The following is a 17836-nucleotide window of genomic DNA, read 5'->3' as shown; positions in this document are numbered from 1 at the left end:
CATGTTTATCCGTAAATCCGATGCAAATATACAAATTTTTGATAACACTGCAAACTCTCTAAAGAATCACTGATTCCCAATCAGGCAACAAGCGGTAAATTATTTATATTTGCAACGATCGACGGAAGACAGTATTTCTCTATTAAAAAAACACCTGAATTGAAACTAAATTTATTTTCCAAACTCGTTTTCGCAACATTATTGGCTTTCCTGATCAATAGTTTTGTGTATTTGTCATTTGGAAATATTTATTCTTCAAAGATTTTAAATTACACACAATTTCAGCAACAGTTCGGTTCCGGAATTTACCAGCACCGAATTTTAAGCGGATATTTCTTAATCTGGATTTATGAATTTTTATCTACTTTAAATATTGATTATTCAATCTTTAAACTGAAATTTTTCGACGCAGATGCAGAACCGAAAATGTATCTTTCCTTCTTTCTCCTCAACACTTTTTTTCTGGTTTTAAGCTCAGCTATGATGGTTTTAATTACGGAAACTAAAAATTTCGTCGCCACATCTTCGGAAAAGTTGCTGATGATCGCGGTAGCTGTTTTCGCAACAGCATTCTCGCAGTTTGTGATTGTTCCCTACGATGTTTCCAGTTACTTTTTCCTCCTGCTTTTTTTCCTGTTCCTCCTCAGATATCTGGAAAAAAACGCAGTCTCAAATCTGGCAATCTTAGTTTTGATGATGGCGGTTTCTACGTTGAACAGAGAATCATCTGCATTATCACTTGCACTCGCCGGAACTTTACTGTATTCGGAATTTGGATTGAAAAAGGAAACTTTGATTCCTGTAGCGGTTTTGGGAATCACTTTTATCCTCACCTATTTTGGAATGCGGCTGATGAATGGCAGTTTCACCACGAATGACGGAAATCTCCTTTTTCAGAATTTTTCTCAACCCAAAAACATTCTGGGACTTTTGTTTTGGGCAGTATTTTTTGTTCTTCCTCTTATGCTTGCGAAAGATCGGAATGCCATCAAGAACATCATTGTTTTCCATCTTCTTTCTATACCATATATTGCCATGTGTTTTTACGCGGGAATTCTTTACGAAGTACGGCTTTATATTCCGATATTTCTTACTTCCCTCTTCCTGAGTCACACCGATAGCAGGAAATTTCAATAATTTACCTTATTTTTGATAAAAATTTATTCTTTCACAAATGAGCGACCCAAAACAGCAGTGGACCGAAACCATTGAAGCTGACCATTCCATGTTCGACCTGAAACTCGGCGAAGTCTGGCGATACAGGGATTTGGTGTACATGTTTGTCAAGCGGGATTTCGTTTCATCTTTCAAACAGACAATTCTGGGACCTGTTTGGTTTTTCATCAATCCAATTTTAACCACCATTGTTTTTGTCGTGGTTTTCGGTAAGATTGCAGGTCTTTCAACAGACGGTTTGCCGCAGATTCTCTTTTATCTTTCCGGGGTGACACTTTGGAATTACTTCTCTACTTCCTTAACCAGCGCCTCCAGTGTTTTCACGGCGAATGCTGCAATTTTTGGGAAAGTATATTTCCCGCGGCTTGTAATGCCGATCACGATTGTAATTTCCAATCTTATGCGGTTCGGTGTACAGTTTTTACTTTTCCTTTTGGTGTGGCTCTATTATTTGACCAAAGGTGATATCACTCCAAATGTATGGTTACTTGCAACACCCTTATTAATAATATTGATGGCTGCATTTGCAATGGGCGCAGGAATGATTATTTCGTCGCTCACTACAAAATACCGCGACCTGCAGATGCTTCTCGGATTTGGGGTGAGCCTTTTTATGTATGCCACACCGGTAATTTATCCGCTTTCGTCACTTTCAGGCATCTGGAAAAAAATCGCCGTGTATAATCCACTCACCGGAATTTTCGAATGTTTTAAATACGGCTGGCTGGGTTCCGGAGATTTCTCACCCGTAATGCTCCTCACCAGTTCCGTCATTATCTTTGTATTGTTGGCAACAGGAACTGTCGTGTTTAACAAAGTGGAAAAAAGTTTCATGGACACTGTTTAATCCTTTCCCTAAACCTCAGCCAAAAGATGCTCGCATTAAAAGCAGAAAATATATCAAAACAATATCGCCTGGGCCAGGTAGGAACCGGCACGCTTTCGCACGACCTGAACCGTTTCTGGGCACAGATCCGCGGCAAGGAAGATCCTTACCTGAAAATTGGTGAAGCGAACGACCGGAGTTCAAAAGGAAACTCCGAATATGTATGGTCCCTGCGCGATATCAATTTTGAGATCGACCAGGGCGACGCGGTAGGAATTATCGGCAGAAACGGTGCGGGAAAATCCACGCTGCTGAAATTATTAAGTAAAGTCACCAAACCGACAACCGGAAAAATTTACACCAACGGCCGTATTGCCTCACTTCTGGAAGTGGGAACCGGTTTTCATCCGGAAATGACGGGCCGCGAAAACATCTATTTGAACGGCGCAATCCTCGGAATGACCCGGAAAGAAATCACCCGGAAATTCGATGAAATTGTAGACTTTTCCGGCGTTGAAAGATATATTGACACCCCCGTGAAGAGATATTCTTCCGGAATGTACGTCCGTCTGGCTTTTGCCGTGGCCGCACATTTGGAATCCGAAATCCTGATTGTAGATGAAGTTTTAGCGGTAGGCGATGCCGAATTCCAGAAAAAATGCCTCGGCAAAATGGGCGATGTAAGTAAGGGCGAAGGCAGGACGGTTTTGTTTGTGAGTCATGATTTAAATGCAGTTTCGCAGATTTGCAATAATGGAATACTTTTAAACAAAGGCATCGTTGAATATAATGGAAAAATTAGAGAAACCGTAGCAACCTATCTGACCGCCGATAATGATGATGTAATTTATCTAAATAATGATAATAACATCAACAAGGAAATGTATATAAAGCAAATTGAAGTTACCAAAACAGATGGTACTGTTTCCAAAGAATATCATTATGACGAACCTATCAATTTCAAATTTAATATAGACATCAACAACAAAAATGCAAAAGCAAGCTTCTTCGTGACGATATTAGATTCTAGAAAACGAAGGGTGTTTTCTTGTGAAAGAGAATACATTAGCGAAATAATGACCCTTAAAATAGAACCCAAAACATTGGTGAGAGGCAAATATTCAATACACGCATTCATTAATCAGCCTAAAATTGCTCAATTAGACGTAGTGGAAGATGTGTGTAAATTTGTAGTGACTGATTCTGACTCATATCTATCCAAACATGGTGAATATGATTATGGATCAGTGTTCGGAAGATATACTTGGCAATGATTATGAAAAATAAAATCAAAACTCTGTTAGCGGCTTACAAAGTCGAAAGGTATAACCAGATTGCTCAACATTTGGTCAATCCAAAAACCGGCATCACCCCTGCAGAAAGATTAAGGTTGCTCAATTACCCCCCATTTACCGAGGGAGTGGCTGATTTTTTTGGAAAACCGTTTCATTTTACGCATGGCCCTTCATTTATCCATTCTATAGATGAATTGTTTAACGATGAAATTTATAGATTTATTAGTGATAAAAAAAATCCATACATTATTGATTGTGGGGCAAACATTGGACTAAGCATAGCATATTTCAAAACACTTTACCCCGAAGCAGAAATCCTTGCCTTTGAACCTGACGAAAATATTTTTAACACTTTAAAGAAAAACCTTGCTTCGATTCCTAATCACGTAAATATCAATATTGAAAAGAAAGCAGTTTGGAAGGAAGATACCACTCTCGAATTTTTTTCTGAAGGAGCTCTTGCCGGTTCTTTGGTTACCGATTTTGGTAAAAAAAACAATATCATCAAGATTCAGGCTGTTGACATTAAGAAATACCTAAATCGAGAAATCGATTTTCTTAAAATAGATATAGAGGGGGCAGAAAATGCTTTAATTTTTGACATTAAAGATAAATTAGCAAATGTGAAAAATTTATTTTTAGAATACCATGGGTTAATTGGAGAGGAGCAAAATTTAGGAGAAATACTTAACCTACTCAAAAATGCCGGGTTTCAGTATTACATTAGACTTGCTGCTGAAACCATAAGATTTCCTTTCTGTAATGAAAAACCAAGATCATTTAATCAACAACTCAATATATTGTGTTATAGGGATCAAATATGATTTGAATTATTATTTCTTAATACAAGATTAGAAAAAAAATGATTTTATCCGTCGCCTTGTGCACATTTAACGGGGAAAAATATATTGCGGAACAGCTCGAAAGCATTCTGAGCCAGCAAGTCCCTGTAGATGAAATTGTTATTTGTGACGATGGTTCTACCGACAAAACCATGCAAATAATTGAAAAATTTCAAAAAGGGAACTCTATTATAAAGTTATACAAAAATTCCGAAAAGTTAGGTGTTATAAAAAATTTTGAAAAAGCGATTAATCTTTGTCAAGACGGAATTGTATTGCTTTGTGACCAAGATGATATTTGGTTTAAGAACAAAACTGAAAAAATTATAAATTACTTCGAAATCAATGGCAACCTTAAAGCTGTTTTCCATAATCTTGAACTTTTTAATGAAAAACCTTTAAGCGCAACAATTTGGGATTATATCGCTTTCAATGCCCAAAATCACGGTAAAAATTTACCCAATCATCTTCTAACGATAGAAAATCTAGCAACCGGAGCTTCATTTGCCTTTAAAAAAAATAAAAGAATCAACCTCGATGAAATTCCAGAAATTGCTTTGCATGATTATCAACTTGCATTAATTTTTGCAATGACAAATGAGCTAGGATTAATTGATGAAACTTTAGGTTATTACCGTATTCATGATGCTCAACAAATTGGCGCAGAAACTACTGCCAATGGCTTTATTAAAAAATTGACCCATCTTTTCTACAGTTCTGGACATCATTTAGAAAAGGTTGATTATCTCATTAAAAAGCAAGAAATGTGGGCTGAATATCAGTTTCAATTTGTAAAAAAAGAGAAAATTCTGGCTGTTTTTGAAAAATTGCGCAGCGAATTCATCAAGCAGCATCTTCATCAATTTAATTTCTTTCACAAGAAAGCAATCCTCCTTTATTGGCTTTTTAAGAAAAAATACAAAGTAAATTTGAATAATGTTTTATGGGTATGAATAAACTGGCAATTGTAATTCCGTACTACAAGATGGTATTTTTCGAAGAAACGCTAAAATCCGTTGCGTCCCAAACTGATAAAAGGTTCACTTTGTATATCGGAAATGATGCAAGTCCCGATGATCCATTTCCGCTCATTGATAAATATTTCCCCGATGGAAGTTACAATTATATTGATTACAAAGAAAACCTTGGCGGCAAAAATCTCGCAATGCAGTGGGAAAGAATCCTGGAGAATGTAACGGAAGAATGGTTCCATATTTTAGGCGACGATGATGTGATTTCGGAGAATTTCGTGGAAGAATTTTATAAAGACATGCCGGTAATTATTCAGAAAGAATGTAATGTTGTGAAATTTTCGCAATGCTGGATCAATGAAAACGGAGAACGAATAACGGATTTTACCGATTATGAGCAATTAATAGATCCGGCAGATAATATTGGATACAAAATTATGAAAGCGGAACGATCTAGTTTATCTGAGCATATCTTTAGAAAAAAACAATATTTAAAGTTTAATTTTAAAAAATTTCCTTTGGCTTGGGCAACCGATGATGTAGCAGTCTTGGAGTTTAGTGAAAGAAAATACATATATTTCATTAGAAATTCAAAGGTTCTTGTAAGAGTTAGCAACGAAAATATATCCGGAAGAACAGACAACCAACTGGAGAAAAAAAATGCAAAAATTGCTTCAGAAAAATACTTGATTAAAAAACATTACAAAAATCTCACTAAGGAATCACTAATAAAAATCATCAATAATCAAATTTATTATCGATATCATTTTAATACACCTTTAGGATTCAGTTTATTTAAAATGTATTACTATTTGCGACTTTATAAAAAAATATTAGCGCTTCCCAAAACATACTTAATACTTTGTAAAATATTAAAATGACCCACGGCATCACTGTTATCATCCCCGTTTACAACGCCGCAGCTTTTTTAGAAAAAGCCGTGAATTCCTGCATCCAATTTTCGGAAGTTAGGGAAATCCTGCTGATTGATGATGGATCTCAGGATGATTCTCTTCAGATTGCGCACGATCTTTCCAAAGAATTTACACAAATCAAAGTTCTTCAGCACCCCGACAAAAAGAATCACGGTGTATCTGCCACAAGAAATCTGGGAATAGACCGGGCTACTCAGGAATTTATTACTTTCCTTGATGCTGATGATTACTGGCTTCCGAACCGTTTTGATGCGGAGAGGAAAATTTTCAAAGATCCAAAAGTTGACGGGGTTTTTGGAGCGTTAGACACGGAGTTTGTTACGGAAGAAGGCAAAAAGCAGTACTTGGCTAAGTTTGGAGGTGTTGGCCTTACCACGGTTAATTTTCCGGCTGAAGGAAAAGATATATTTTACGGGCTTATAGGCATGAAAGGAGGTTTCGGTTCCTTTTTCTCTATGATCGCACTTACAGTAAGAAGATCAGCACTGGAAAATCTGCGGCTTGATGAAAAAATGGGTATTGGGGAGGACAAAGAATTCACCATAAAACTGGCTTGGGAAAAGAATTTAAAGACCGGAATTATAGACCGTCCTGTCGCCATCAGGACAGGCCACGAAAACAACAGCATTACAAAAGTAACCAACTACTCGACAAAGTTTTTTTATCACAATGCGCTATTATATGAATCTTTGTACAAATGGAGTTGTACAAAAAAAGATATGCCCGCAGATGTTGTGGCTCTTTTCAAGAATAAATATCTCTCCAATAGGATAGCTGCTGCAAGCGGGCTGAAAAAGTACCGGCTGTTTATTACAAGCGCCGTTTTTAATCCTGCGCTTCTAAAAACCAGATACCGCTATTACGCACTGAAAAACAATAAAAAATGAAAGAAATTGTAAGTGTGGTAATACCCTGTTACAATCAGGGAGATTATATTGAAGAAACCGTTGAATCAGTTTTGGGGCAGACCTACAGTGCCATAGAAATACTCATTGTAAATGATGGATCGACCGATCACTCTTATGATGTTATTAAGAAAATATTAGAACACAATCCAGATATCAAATATATCCAACTTGAAAACGGTGGCGTCTCAAGAGCCAGAAACAGAGGAATTGAAAAAGCTTCGGGCAAATACATCCTTCCTTTGGATGCTGACGACCTTATTGAGAGGGATTATATCTCACTTGCAATGGACGAATTTAGCGCAGATCCTCAACTAATGGTAGTAACTGCACAGGGACGTTTTTTTGGCCGCGAGGAACGAGACTGGAATCTGGCAGACTTCACGATGAAAAAAATACTGCACGGCAATGTAATCTTCTGCCCCAGTATTTTCAAGAAATCAGACTGGAGAACAGTTGGAGGCTTTGATGAGAATATGACGCATCTTGAAGACTGGGATTTTTACATCAGACTTACTTCCTTAAGGCCAAACAAGGTAAAACGCCTGAATTACAGAGCATTGCTATACCGCATTAAAGAAGAAAACGCCCGCAATACAGAAGGTTTTAAAGATGGTACTTATAACGATACAGTGCTGTATCTTTATACCAAAAATAAAAATCTTTTCTTTGAGCATTACGGGAACCCGTCGCTGATGATTAAAGAAATTGAAAAATTGAAATGGGAACATCAAAATGTTCAAAAGGAACTAAATTTTCTCAGGAGGTTTTCATTTAATCGCTTTCTCCTCAAATTAAGAAAAAAAAAACATGGCGGATAAATTGGTTTCAGTAATCATGCTCACCTACAACCACGCTCCTTATCTTAAGGAAGCGATTGATGGCGTTTTGATGCAGAACACGAATTTTCCTTTCGAACTCATAATATGCAATGACGCTTCACCAGATCATTCAGACAGGATCATTAAAACTTATGCCGAAAAATATCCCGAAATCATTCGTTACTTCCTACACGATATCAACATCGGTTTTATTGAAAATCAAAGATTTGCATTTCAAAAAGCTAAAGGAAAATACTTGGCCTATTGCGAAGGGGATGATTATTGGACATGTCCTAATAAACTTCAGTTTCAATATGATTTCCTAGAAAAAAATTCTGAATTTGTAATGACGACCGCACGAAATTTAGTGCTTCACCAAGACTCCGGAAAAATTGCGAACGACGGGAAAGATTTAATTTTTGAGAATAAAGAACTTGTAGATTATACACAGGAAACTTTTTTCACCGAAAGACCCACACAAACTTTCACTTACCTCATCCGCCGGGAATTTCTTGATCTAAAATGGATAAATATTTACCCAAATTACAGAGATCTTTATTATTTTTACCATCTACTTGAATTCGGAAAAGGAAGAGCTTTCAATAAAATAGTAGGCGTTTACAGACTGCATGAAGGCGGCGTTTACAGTTCACTGGCAATAGAAAAAAAACTTAGAACATCGATTTCAATTTTCAAAAATATTAAAAAGCAAAACAACGATACCAGAGCAAACCATCAGATTATTAAAGATCTGGACCAGCTAATCAACAAATACTATTACTTAAAAGAATTTCCGTTGCCTATCTTCCACAAAAACCTTTTGAAAAGTATCCGCGAAAGATTTGAAATTTCTAAAGATTACAAAATCCTGTTTTTGCAGTTGGTAAAAACAGTAAAATATAGCCTCCAAAAAAAGTAAAACCATGTGCGGAATCGCCGGAATCATCACACCCAACGCCAGTAACTATACTGAAGAAGTTCAGCAAATGACCCGTGCCATCGCGCACCGCGGTCCGGATGCAGAGCATCACGAGTTTTTTGAAAATGCTGCGCTCGGGCATCGCAGACTCTCGATTGTGGATCTTTCCGAAACCGGAAAACAGCCGATGTTCTCAAACACACGAAAAGAATGTATTGTCTTCAATGGTGAAATTTACGGTTATGAAAATATCAAAAAAGATTTTGCAAATTATCCATACCGTGGGAGCTCGGATACCGAAATTATTCTGGCAATGTATCAGAAAAAAGGGAAAGGTTTACTGAGCGAGCTCCCCGGAATGTTTGCTTTTGCGATTTGGGACGAAGAAAAACAACAGCTCTTTTGCGCACGCGACCGCTTCGGCGAAAAACCGTTTTACTACGCCATCGGAAAAAATGGTGAATTTATTTTCGCCTCAGAAATCAAAGCGATTTTAGCGAGTGGACTAATAGAGCCTAAAATCAACAGCGAAGCACTTTACCATTTTTTACAATATGGTTATGTGAGTACTTATCAAAGTATTTATTCTAATATTTTTACACTTCCTCCTGCGCATTTTCTTACTTATTCAAATGGAAAAATTTCAGTTGAAAGATATTACGAAATCCCAAAAAATGAATTGGGAATTTCACTGTCCGATGCAAAGGAAGAATTTACATCTTTGCTGAAAAATGCAGTACAGAAACAACTTGTAGCCGATGTAGAGGTCGGAAGTTTCTTAAGCGGCGGCTTAGATTCTTCCACAATTGTCGCGATGGTGAATGAATTTAAAGACAAACAAACCACCATCAGTTTTGGCTATTCCGGTGGAGACAGCGAGCTAAAATTTGCCGATGAAATTGCGGTGAAATACCACACCAACCATATTGAAATTTACGAAAACCGTGGAAATATCGCGACAGAACTATTGAAAGTTTCGCCTTTTTTTGATGAACCGTTTGCAGACATGAGCTACGTTCCGCAATTTAAAATTTGCGAAGCAGCTGCACGACATCTGAAGGTGGTTTTGGCAGGAGATGTGGGCGATGAACTTTTCGGTGGTTATAGCTTTTATAACATTGAGAATCAACTTAAAAACCATTTCAGTTACAATAATATTTTGTATAAATTTGGATTAAAACAGTTCGGAAAATTTCGGGAAACCTCCTACTTAACCAAAGAAAATATTAAACATAAAAACATCCTCGATTTCCATCAAAATAGCGTGAGAAATTTTTTCAACGCTAAAGAAATCGCAGAATTGGGAATAAATGCAAAATATTATCAACAGTATAGTTTCAAGGCAAATCCACATTCGTTGAACGATATTATGAGAACGGATCTGGAAAAATATGTGCCCGGAAATATGCTCGTGAAATCCGACCGAATGGCGATGGCAAATTCACTGGAAGTTCGGACTCCTTTTTTAGATAAAGATTTCGCAGAGTTCTGTATCCAACTTCCAGAAAATTTAAAATTAGATTCCGAAAACGACAAAATCATCCTTCGAGAAGCAATGGGAAATTATTGGACAGAAACCATCCGAAACCGCTACAAACAGGGATTTGGTTCTTCTGTAGAAAAATGGTTCGAGGAAAAAAGTTTGATGGAACTGTCGGATGATTTATTGAAAAACAGATCGTCGAAAGTGTACGATTTCATTCACTTTTCTACCGCACAAAAATATTTGAACAGAGATAAAAAACATTGGAACCTGCTGCAGTTGGCATTGTGGGCAGATCACACGAAACAACTAATCCACTAATTCCGTATTCTATCGTGAAAATTTCCGTCATCATTCCAGTTTACAACGCCGCCAATTTCTTGCGCAAAGCGGTGGAATCTGCTGTGAATTTGGATGAGGTGAAAGAAATTCTTTTGGTGGAGGATGCTTCCACAGATAATTCCTTAGAGTTGTGCAGAACTTTGCAAACCGAATATCCCAAAGTAAAACTTTTTCAACATCCCGATCATGGAAATCATGGAGCGGGAGCAACCCGAAATTTGGGATTGGAAAAAGCAACTCAAGAGTTTATTGCTTTCTTGGATGCCGATGATTATTATCTTCCGAACCGTTTCGAAGCGGAAAAAGAAATTTTTAGCAACGAAAAAATCGAAGGAGTTTTCAATGCAATCGGAACGGAATTCTATACCGCAAAAGGAAAAGAAGAATTTCAGGAAAAATTCAAAAATATCGAATTGACAACCGTCAAAAAACACGCCGAAGGAAACGATGTTTTTTTTGGATTATTGGGATTGAAAAACGATTTTGGAACTTTTTTTCACCTCAACGGATTGACAGTCCGAAATATAAGCATTAGAAAAAATAATCTAAAGTTCAACGAAAACCTTCGTGTTCATCAGGACAGCGATTTCATCATTAAACTGGCGTATCACGGTCATTTAAAATCCGGAAATATCACTGAAGCGGTGGCGGTTCGCGGAGTTCATGATGACAACCGGATCACCAAAATTAAACAGTATTCCCAATTATACAACCAAAGACAGTTCCTACTGTGGGATTCTGTTTTTCAATGGTCTAAGGATAAAGACTTACCAGGCAAATTTCGGAATAATATTTTACTGAAAAGAAGATCTTTTGAATTATCTTTGAAAAAAGGCTGGAAAAAATATGTACTGTTTTTTTTAACCGCTTTTTTTAAACCACAAATCCTGAAGACCAGATACCGTTTCACTGTCCTAAAAAGGTAGATTATATCAATAACTATATTCGCACGCTTCCGCATGAAAATCTCTGTTATCATTCCCGTTTACAATGCTGAAAAATACGTCACCAATGCGGTAGAATCTGCGCTGCAGTTTGATGAGGTTTTTGAAGTGATTTTGGTGGAAGACAAATCTCCGGACAACGCTTTGGAAGTTTGTAAAGCTTTGGCCGAAAAGCACGAAAGGGTAAAGCTTTTTCAGCATCCGGACAAAGAAAACCACGGAGCGGGCGCAAGTAGAAACGTGGGGATGAGCAATGCAACGGGAGATTTCATCGCTTTTTTGGATGCGGATGATTTTTTTCTTCCGAACCGTTTTGATGCAGAAAGAGAATTATTCAAAAATCCTGATGTGGATGGAGTTTACGGCGCAATCGGAGTTCATTATTGGTGCGACAAGGCGAAAGAACAATATTTCAATATTTACCAAGATAAATTGACGACGGTGTACAATAATCATCCCGCCAAAGACGTTTTTTCCGGGCTCATCGGTATGCGCGGAAGTTTCGGATTGTTCAGTATTGATGCTTTAACGATCAGAAAATCTGCATTAGACAAAATGGACGCGTTGATGAAAACCGATTTGAAACTTCACCAGGACACAGACTTTTTGATGCGGTTGGCTTTCTACAACAACCTTTATCCCGGAATTTTGAACGAACCTGTTGCCGTTCGCGGCGTGCACGAAAGCAACCGGATTTCCCAAGTTGATTCCGGAAAAGTGAAACCGGCGGCAACAAGAGTTTTGCTTTGGAATCACCTGCAAAACTGGGCAGAAAAAGAACCGGAAATGCCAAAAGAACAACTGCTGCACATCAAAAGAATTCACCGAAGTTTCGAAATTGCAAATGCATCAATACCGAAAAAATGGATGATGATCATGAAATATCTGATAAAAGATTTCAGGAGTATTAGAAGTGGACTGTATAATATTAATTTTCGGAAAGAACTGTTCTGAGTTCTAGTTCTTCACAAAAACACCCACATATTTCCCTTCAAAATCCACCACCGTTGGTTCAATCCCATTCTTCTCACAGAAATCCTGGAAAGCAGAATTGTCATTGATATCATCGCTGATAAAAACTCCGCCTTTTCTTAACCGAGGATAGAGTTGGGAATACGCCCACATCATTCCTTCATAAGCTTTGTCGGAATCATAATGTACCACATCGATTTCTTGGACTTCAGCCAAGATTTTCGGTAAAGATTCTTTGTCGGCATGGCGGAAAAGCTTCCAATTGGTTTTCAAATTTTCGGGAACAATGTAGCCTACATATTGGTCGCCGTTTTGCTCTAAATAAGGCATATCAGAACTATAAAGCGTTCCGTTTCTTTTTTCCAGCGAAAGTAATGCCGCAAATGAAGACCATCCGTATGCCACACCCGTCTCCACTACAGATTTCGCATCAGTAAATTCGCAGGCTTCATAAATCAGTTCAAGGGCACCGGCGCCACCCATTTTCACAGGGCATTCCTCTTGTCTTCTCACTGATTCATCATAAACCGTCCGGAATTGTTCTGCAAAAGGCACTGCTGTCTTGCCAAAAAGTTTTTGAATAGCTTGTTCCTGGCTCACGGCACGCTGAGCTGCCCACACATTGGTTTTTTCTTTTCCTCTGAAAGCACTGTTCCGTTTGAAAATATTTTTGATGATTTTTCTGCCCAGTTCCGGGTACAGATCGGGGCGCTGGAGATAGCCCACCAAAGTCTTTGTAACTCGTTTTAATTCGCCCACTTGTGATGTTTATTCAACAAAAATAAGTAAAATTCCTAAACATCGGGAAAACCGATTATATTTGTAATAGAGAGTTTGATGCTGCTGCTCATTTAATACCTTGAAAATAATGAAATTTTCTGTCCTTGTCGCCAATTTTAACAACGGAAAATTCTTCCGCGACTGCTACCAATCCATCCTCTCACAGACGTACACCAATTGGGAAGTCATTATCCTTGATGATAAATCCACCGACGATTCCCTACAGATTATCCGCGAAATTATTGGTGGGGATGACCGGTTCCGGATTTTTGAACATCCGCAGAATGAGGGCGTGGGCGTCATCAAAGCAAAACTCATCGAACTGGCAACAGGTGATATCTGTGGTTTCGTGGATCCCGACGATGCAATTCTGCCAAAAGCCATCGAAAATGCGGTCGCAGTGTTCAGAAATAATCCGAAAACGGTGCTCACGTATTCCAGGTTAATGAAATGCGATAAAGATCTTCAGCATTTGCAGCCTTCAAAATCTACAAAACAGATTGTAAACGGAGATCCTTATTTCTTTAACTGCCCTATTGTCGTTAATCATTTCGTGTGTTTCAGGAGAAATATTTATTTACAGACCGAAAAGATGAACCCCGAATTAAGAATCTCCGAAGATCAGGATCTCTATTTGAAAATGTATGAAAAAGGTAATTTTAAATTCATCAATGAAATCAATTACCTGTACCGCACCCATTCCGGAGGTATTTCGCAGAACGACAATAAGAAAAAATCCTACGAATACTGGGGGAAAGTAATTTGGGACAGCATGCAGAGAAGGGGCTTAAAAATAATTCATAGTAAAAAAGTACCCGAAAAATTCAATACTTCAGAGGAAATATTCCGCCTGCTCGAGTATCAGAATTCTTATTTTTACAGACTAAAGAAAAAAATTACTGCAGCAATTTTCAGTTCATCAGATTAAGAGCTTTCGGGACGAAAAGAAAACCTTTATCTTTGTGTATTAACCACCATTCCGGTGACTATTTTAGATCATTATCCTGTCATGAAGTTTTCAATTCTTATTGCCAATTATAATAACGGAAGATTTTTTACAGATTGTTACCACTCGATCATTTCGCAAACCTATACGGATTGGGAAGTGATAATTGTAGACGATGGTTCCTCGGATAATTCTTTGGAAATAATCGGAAACCTTACGCGTGGTGATAAAAGATTCAAAATTTTCACCAACCAAGAAAACCGGGGCTGTGGCTATACCAAACGCAAAACTTTGGAATTTGCGAGCGGTGAAATCTGGGGTTTTTTGGATCCTGATGATGCACTGGAAGAAAATGCACTCGAACTATCGGTGAAGCAATATCACGAAAATAATATTGTTGCCACCTATTCAAAAATTACGTTTTGTGATCCGAAACTAAAACCGGTGAGTGATTTTAAGAAAATTCAGCCAATTCTGAATGATCAGTATTTCTTTAATCTCCCCACTCAGATTCATCATTTTTTCACGTTTAGGAAAGAGGTTTACGATAAAACTGTTGGCATTAATCATGATTTAAAGTCGGCAGTTGATCAGGATCTCTACCTCAAAATTCTGGAGCAAGGTGACGTTAGTTTCATCCCGGTAAATCTTTATCTTTACCGCAGGCACGCAAAAGGAATTTCCCAGCATTCCTCCAAAATGAAAGCTAAAAATAATTTTGCCCAAGTGATCTGGGTAACTTTTAAAAGAAGAGGAATCACCGAAATCAATGGCCGGAAAATCCCCGAAACCTACCACAATGCGCAGGAAATTTTTGATTTACTGAATTACCAGAACGAGATTCCTTTCCGTTTGATAAAAAAACTGAAAATGTTTTTTCAGAAATTTTCATGAAACAAACCAACAGCAATACTCAAGGGATAATGCCTGCGCTTACAGGGTTTCGCGCCATTGCCGCGTGGATGATTTTTGTACTTCATTTTTTTCCTTACAACAATCCTGCAGCTCCGGATTTGCTTAAAAATTTTATCAGAGAATGGCATATCGGTGTCGACATGTTTTTTGTCCTCAGCGGATTTCTAATTACCAACCGGTATTTCGACCAGACTCCGCTGCAATTCAAAAAATATGCAGTTAACAGGTTTTCAAGGATTTATCCAATGTATTTCCTGATTACAATTGGTGTTTTTGTAGATTTTTTAATCAGAAATCAGTTATGGAATAGCGAAAAAACAGTGGAAGCAGTTTTGAGCTTCACCATGACCAAAGCACTTTTCAGGCAGTATTTTTTCACGGCGGGGATTTCGCAGGGTTGGACTTTAACCCTTGAAGAGCTCTTTTACTTCAGCGCCCCGTTCTTTTTCATTTTAATTAAAAAAAACCGGAAGTGGTTTTATATTTTGCCGGTGCTTATCTTTATTTTTGGGGGAGCCCTGAAGTTTTTGGGGGGTTTAACACCAAATCCATGGGGTTTTATGCAGAATAATATTGCGGTGTTTATTTTTGAGTTTTTCGCTGGTATGGGTCTCGCTTTACTCATTAAAAAACATACAAAAATAAAATTTGAGACGAGTTGGGTCACCTACTTTGGGATTAGTTTTATACTGCTCTACCTTTTGCTGAATCCTTTCGATTACGGCAGCCCGGATCTTATCCGAGCCTTGATGGTAATCACTTTATCCGTGTTTGGGATCGCACCTTTATTATGGGGACTCATCCACGAACGCACCATTGTAAGCCGTTTTTTGTCAACAGACACCATGGTTTTGCTGGGAAAAAGTTCTTATGTCTTTTATCTTATTCATAAAGGCTTTATTCCTGTGCTCATTTATGACTATATTGCGGAAAATGTCGCGGTCATCTTCATGCTCATCACCGGTTTATCGATACTGATGTTTAAATATATCGAGGAGCCTTTAAATTTATGGATCAGAAAAAAATATGCGAAATAAAAATTCCGTTTCACCGAAAATCAAGATCCTCTTTCGCCACCGTTCCATGGAAATGGGTGGAGTTGAAAAAGTGATGCTCAGTATTCTGAATAATCTGGATCCTGAAAAATTTGAAATGACTGTTTTATTGAGCTTAAACCAAGGAGAACTGCGAAATGAATTTCCCCATCATGTCCGTAAAATTTATTTGGGAGAAGGAAAAGAAGATCTTTCGAAAAATTATCTACTTCAAAAATTTCAACTTTTCAAAAGAACAATAAAGCTTGAAAAATTTAGAAAAAGCCCGGAAATCATTGATAAAGAAATTTTGAAAGAAAATTACGATATCGAAATCTCCATGACTTATAATGATTTTGAGTCGGTTCTACAATCCAGCAATAAAAATTCTAAAAAAATCGGGTGGTTCCACTCTGAGATTGATTTGCCAAAACTTCAGCCACTCGTTCCCAAAATTCTCAGACATTTTCCTCAGTTCGATCACATGGTGTACTGCTCAGAAAAAATCATGCAGATTATGCACCGCACTTATCCCAACCTCCAATATCCGCCGGAAAGCGTGATAATCAACGCTGTTCCTGTCGACGAAATAAGGAAAAAGAGTGAAGAAAAAATTCCCGATTTTAAAAACAGACCGGTTTTTGTTTCCGTGGGCAGGCTTCACACCAGAAAAGGCTACCATAAACTGATGGACGCGCATCACAAGCTTTTAAAAGAAGGCTTCGGACATTCGGTAGTAATTATTGGCGACGGAGAAGAGCTTCAGAACCTCTTGGCTCAGCAGAAAAAGCTTGGCGTTGAAGAAACTTTTATTCTCGCCGGCAACAAAATGAATCCGTACCCTTACATTAGAAATGCAGACTTCTTCATTTTGCCTTCCGAATCTGAAGCTTGGCCTCTGGTAATTTCTGAAGCACTTATTTTGCAGAAACCTATTATAGCAACAAGGGTTGGCGATGTTGAGCTTATGATTGAGGACGGCAAAACCGGCCACCTGATCCGTTACGAAACCTCAGAAATCTATGAGGCGATGAAGAAATTCTTAAACGACGAAACCTTTGTTCAAAGCTTGAAACACAACCTCATCAATATTGAAGAACAGTTCGATAACCGAAAGATTTTTAATGAAGTTGAAGAAATCATTCTTAATTTAGTAAAAACGAAATAATGAATTTCCTTTACAGAGTCATTCTGAAAACCGAAGATCTTATCCGCCGGTTCCGGGACAAAGCCTATATCGAAATATGTAAATCCCGGGGCTTAAAGGTGGGCAAAGACGTAATTTTTATTGAAGCTCCTAAATTCGGTTCAGAACCATTTTTAATAGAAATCGGCGACAGTACAAAAATCACCGCAAACTGCACTTTTATTAATCATGATGGGGCAATGTACGTAATTCGTTCGATGGAAAAATATCAGGATGCCAGAAATTTCGGCAGAATAAAAATCGGCAGAAATTGCTTTATTGGAAATAACTGTACCATCCTCCCGGGAGTAGAAATAGGCGACAACTGTATTTTAGGCGCAGGCTCGGTTCTAAATTCATCCATGCCCGCCAATTCCGTTTTTGCAGGCGTGCCGGCTAAATTGATCTGTACCATAGATGAATACGGTGACAAAGCTTTAAAAAACAACACGGATTATCCCCGGGAGCTTGAATCTAACCGCGCACAGCTTGAAAGTTACATCAGGCAAAATCTTCCCCATGTTTACAAACCGGTGAAATAATA

Annotated in this window: 18 protein-coding genes; 17 read left to right on the top strand and 1 reads right to left on the bottom strand. The window is 37.9% G+C overall.

The genetic code is table 11. The features are described from left to right. Positions 1-159: 159 nt before the first annotated feature. Genes CDW55_RS04990 through CDW55_RS04935 form a run of 12 tightly spaced genes read left to right on the top strand, consistent with a single transcriptional unit; the run spans position 160 to position 12413 of the window. Positions 160-1137 carry a hypothetical protein gene (locus tag CDW55_RS04990; protein ID WP_143332919.1) on the top strand — a complete coding sequence of 326 codons (978 nt, stop codon included), beginning with the start codon at positions 160-162 and terminating at the stop codon, positions 1135-1137. Positions 1138-1174: 37 nt separating this feature from the next. After that, the gene (locus CDW55_RS04985; protein WP_088468589.1) at positions 1175-2023 is read left to right on the top strand and encodes an ABC transporter permease; all 849 of its coding nucleotides are present in this window, start codon (positions 1175-1177) and stop codon (positions 2021-2023) included. Between the two features lie 26 nt (positions 2024-2049). Further along, positions 2050-3276: a polysaccharide ABC transporter ATP-binding protein gene (locus tag CDW55_RS04980; RefSeq protein ID WP_088468588.1), complete on the top strand. Its 1227-nt coding sequence runs from the start codon at positions 2050-2052 to the stop codon at positions 3274-3276. 2 nt (positions 3277-3278) lie between these two features. Then, the gene (locus CDW55_RS04975; protein ID WP_179285906.1) at positions 3279-4121 is read left to right on the top strand and encodes an FkbM family methyltransferase; all 843 of its coding nucleotides are present in this window, start codon (positions 3279-3281) and stop codon (positions 4119-4121) included. A gap of 38 nt (positions 4122-4159) precedes the next feature. Then, on the top strand, positions 4160-5092 hold the full coding sequence (locus CDW55_RS04970; protein WP_088468586.1) for a glycosyltransferase: 933 nt from the start codon (positions 4160-4162) through the stop codon (positions 5090-5092). Then, positions 5083-5991, top strand: a complete 909-nt coding sequence (locus tag CDW55_RS04965) for a glycosyltransferase family 2 protein (protein ID WP_088468585.1) — start codon at positions 5083-5085, stop codon at positions 5989-5991. The genes CDW55_RS04970 and CDW55_RS04965 overlap by 10 nt, the downstream gene beginning before the upstream one ends. Continuing rightward, positions 5988-6932: a glycosyltransferase family 2 protein gene (locus CDW55_RS04960; RefSeq protein WP_088468584.1), complete on the top strand. Its 945-nt coding sequence runs from the start codon at positions 5988-5990 to the stop codon at positions 6930-6932. Before CDW55_RS04965 ends, CDW55_RS04960 begins: the two co-directional genes overlap by 4 nt. Further along, positions 6929-7771 (top strand): glycosyltransferase family 2 protein, encoded by an 843-nt coding sequence (locus tag CDW55_RS04955; protein WP_088468583.1) that lies wholly within the window; start codon positions 6929-6931, stop codon positions 7769-7771. Before CDW55_RS04960 ends, CDW55_RS04955 begins: the two co-directional genes overlap by 4 nt. Beyond that, on the top strand, positions 7761-8690 hold the full coding sequence (locus CDW55_RS04950; RefSeq protein ID WP_088468582.1) for a glycosyltransferase family 2 protein: 930 nt from the start codon (positions 7761-7763) through the stop codon (positions 8688-8690). The genes CDW55_RS04955 and CDW55_RS04950 overlap by 11 nt, the downstream gene beginning before the upstream one ends. A 4-nt stretch (positions 8691-8694) precedes the next feature. Continuing rightward, positions 8695-10494 carry an asparagine synthase (glutamine-hydrolyzing) gene (asnB, locus tag CDW55_RS04945; RefSeq protein ID WP_088468581.1) on the top strand — a complete coding sequence of 600 codons (1800 nt, stop codon included), beginning with the start codon at positions 8695-8697 and terminating at the stop codon, positions 10492-10494. Then, a complete protein-coding gene (locus tag CDW55_RS04940; RefSeq protein WP_228399611.1) occupies positions 10437-11441 on the top strand; it encodes a glycosyltransferase family 2 protein in 1005 nt (334 codons plus the stop codon). Before asnB ends, CDW55_RS04940 begins: the two co-directional genes overlap by 58 nt. A 33-nt stretch (positions 11442-11474) precedes the next feature. Continuing rightward, positions 11475-12413, top strand: a complete 939-nt coding sequence (locus CDW55_RS04935) for a glycosyltransferase family 2 protein (RefSeq protein ID WP_088468580.1) — start codon at positions 11475-11477, stop codon at positions 12411-12413. 3 nt (positions 12414-12416) lie between these two features. Here the strand turns inward: CDW55_RS04935 and CDW55_RS04930 are convergent, their stop codons facing one another. Beyond that, entirely contained in the window at positions 12417-13190 is a 774-nt protein-coding gene (locus CDW55_RS04930) for a class I SAM-dependent methyltransferase (protein ID WP_088468579.1), read from the bottom strand. Between the two features lie 109 nt (positions 13191-13299). On the opposite strand from CDW55_RS04930, the gene CDW55_RS04925 reads away from it, so the two are divergent. The 5 genes from CDW55_RS04925 (at position 13300) to CDW55_RS04905 (ending at position 17834) form a co-directional block, all read left to right on the top strand. After that, positions 13300-14139: a glycosyltransferase family 2 protein gene (locus CDW55_RS04925; protein ID WP_088468578.1), complete on the top strand. Its 840-nt coding sequence runs from the start codon at positions 13300-13302 to the stop codon at positions 14137-14139. 81 nt (positions 14140-14220) lie between these two features. Next, positions 14221-15051, top strand: coding sequence for a glycosyltransferase family 2 protein (locus tag CDW55_RS04920; RefSeq protein ID WP_088468577.1), 831 nt, complete (start codon positions 14221-14223; stop codon positions 15049-15051). Next, positions 15048-16109, top strand: coding sequence for an acyltransferase family protein (locus CDW55_RS04915; protein WP_228399610.1), 1062 nt, complete (start codon positions 15048-15050; stop codon positions 16107-16109). The genes CDW55_RS04920 and CDW55_RS04915 overlap by 4 nt, the downstream gene beginning before the upstream one ends. Beyond that, complete coding sequence (locus CDW55_RS04910; protein ID WP_088468576.1) at positions 16099-17274, top strand: glycosyltransferase; 1176 nt, start codon at positions 16099-16101, stop codon at positions 17272-17274. The genes CDW55_RS04915 and CDW55_RS04910 overlap by 11 nt, the downstream gene beginning before the upstream one ends. Then, complete coding sequence (locus CDW55_RS04905; RefSeq protein WP_088468575.1) at positions 17274-17834, top strand: acyltransferase; 561 nt, start codon at positions 17274-17276, stop codon at positions 17832-17834. The genes CDW55_RS04910 and CDW55_RS04905 overlap by 1 nt, the downstream gene beginning before the upstream one ends. The last annotated feature ends 2 nt before the right edge of the window (positions 17835-17836 follow it).

Source organism: Chryseobacterium sp. VAUSW3 (assembly GCF_002205795.1).
Taxonomy (GTDB): Bacteria; Bacteroidota; Bacteroidia; order Flavobacteriales; family Weeksellaceae; genus Kaistella; species Kaistella yananensis.
Note: the sequence above shows the minus strand (reverse complement) of the source record. Positions and strands in the feature narration are given on the sequence as shown.

Excerpts from the sequence above, each read along its gene's own strand:
- CDW55_RS04985 (WP_088468589.1), top strand. The coding sequence starts at position 1,175 with ATGAGCGACCCAAAACAGCAGTGGACCGAAACCATTGAAGCTGACCAT.
- CDW55_RS04980 (WP_088468588.1), top strand. The coding sequence starts at position 2,050 with ATGCTCGCATTAAAAGCAGAAAATATATCAAAACAATATCGCCTGGGC.
- CDW55_RS04975 (WP_179285906.1), top strand. The coding sequence starts at position 3,279 with ATGAAAAATAAAATCAAAACTCTGTTAGCGGCTTACAAAGTCGAAAGG.
- CDW55_RS04970 (WP_088468586.1), top strand. The coding sequence starts at position 4,160 with ATGATTTTATCCGTCGCCTTGTGCACATTTAACGGGGAAAAATATATT.
- CDW55_RS04965 (WP_088468585.1), top strand. The coding sequence starts at position 5,083 with ATGGGTATGAATAAACTGGCAATTGTAATTCCGTACTACAAGATGGTA.
- CDW55_RS04960 (WP_088468584.1), top strand. The coding sequence starts at position 5,988 with ATGACCCACGGCATCACTGTTATCATCCCCGTTTACAACGCCGCAGCT.
- CDW55_RS04955 (WP_088468583.1), top strand. The coding sequence starts at position 6,929 with ATGAAAGAAATTGTAAGTGTGGTAATACCCTGTTACAATCAGGGAGAT.
- CDW55_RS04950 (WP_088468582.1), top strand. The coding sequence starts at position 7,761 with ATGGCGGATAAATTGGTTTCAGTAATCATGCTCACCTACAACCACGCT.
- asnB (WP_088468581.1), top strand. The coding sequence starts at position 8,695 with ATGTGCGGAATCGCCGGAATCATCACACCCAACGCCAGTAACTATACT.
- CDW55_RS04935 (WP_088468580.1), top strand. The coding sequence starts at position 11,475 with ATGAAAATCTCTGTTATCATTCCCGTTTACAATGCTGAAAAATACGTC.
- CDW55_RS04925 (WP_088468578.1), top strand. The coding sequence starts at position 13,300 with ATGAAATTTTCTGTCCTTGTCGCCAATTTTAACAACGGAAAATTCTTC.
- CDW55_RS04920 (WP_088468577.1), top strand. The coding sequence starts at position 14,221 with ATGAAGTTTTCAATTCTTATTGCCAATTATAATAACGGAAGATTTTTT.
- CDW55_RS04915 (WP_228399610.1), top strand. The coding sequence starts at position 15,048 with ATGAAACAAACCAACAGCAATACTCAAGGGATAATGCCTGCGCTTACA.
- CDW55_RS04910 (WP_088468576.1), top strand. The coding sequence starts at position 16,099 with ATGCGAAATAAAAATTCCGTTTCACCGAAAATCAAGATCCTCTTTCGC.
- CDW55_RS04905 (WP_088468575.1), top strand. The coding sequence starts at position 17,274 with ATGAATTTCCTTTACAGAGTCATTCTGAAAACCGAAGATCTTATCCGC.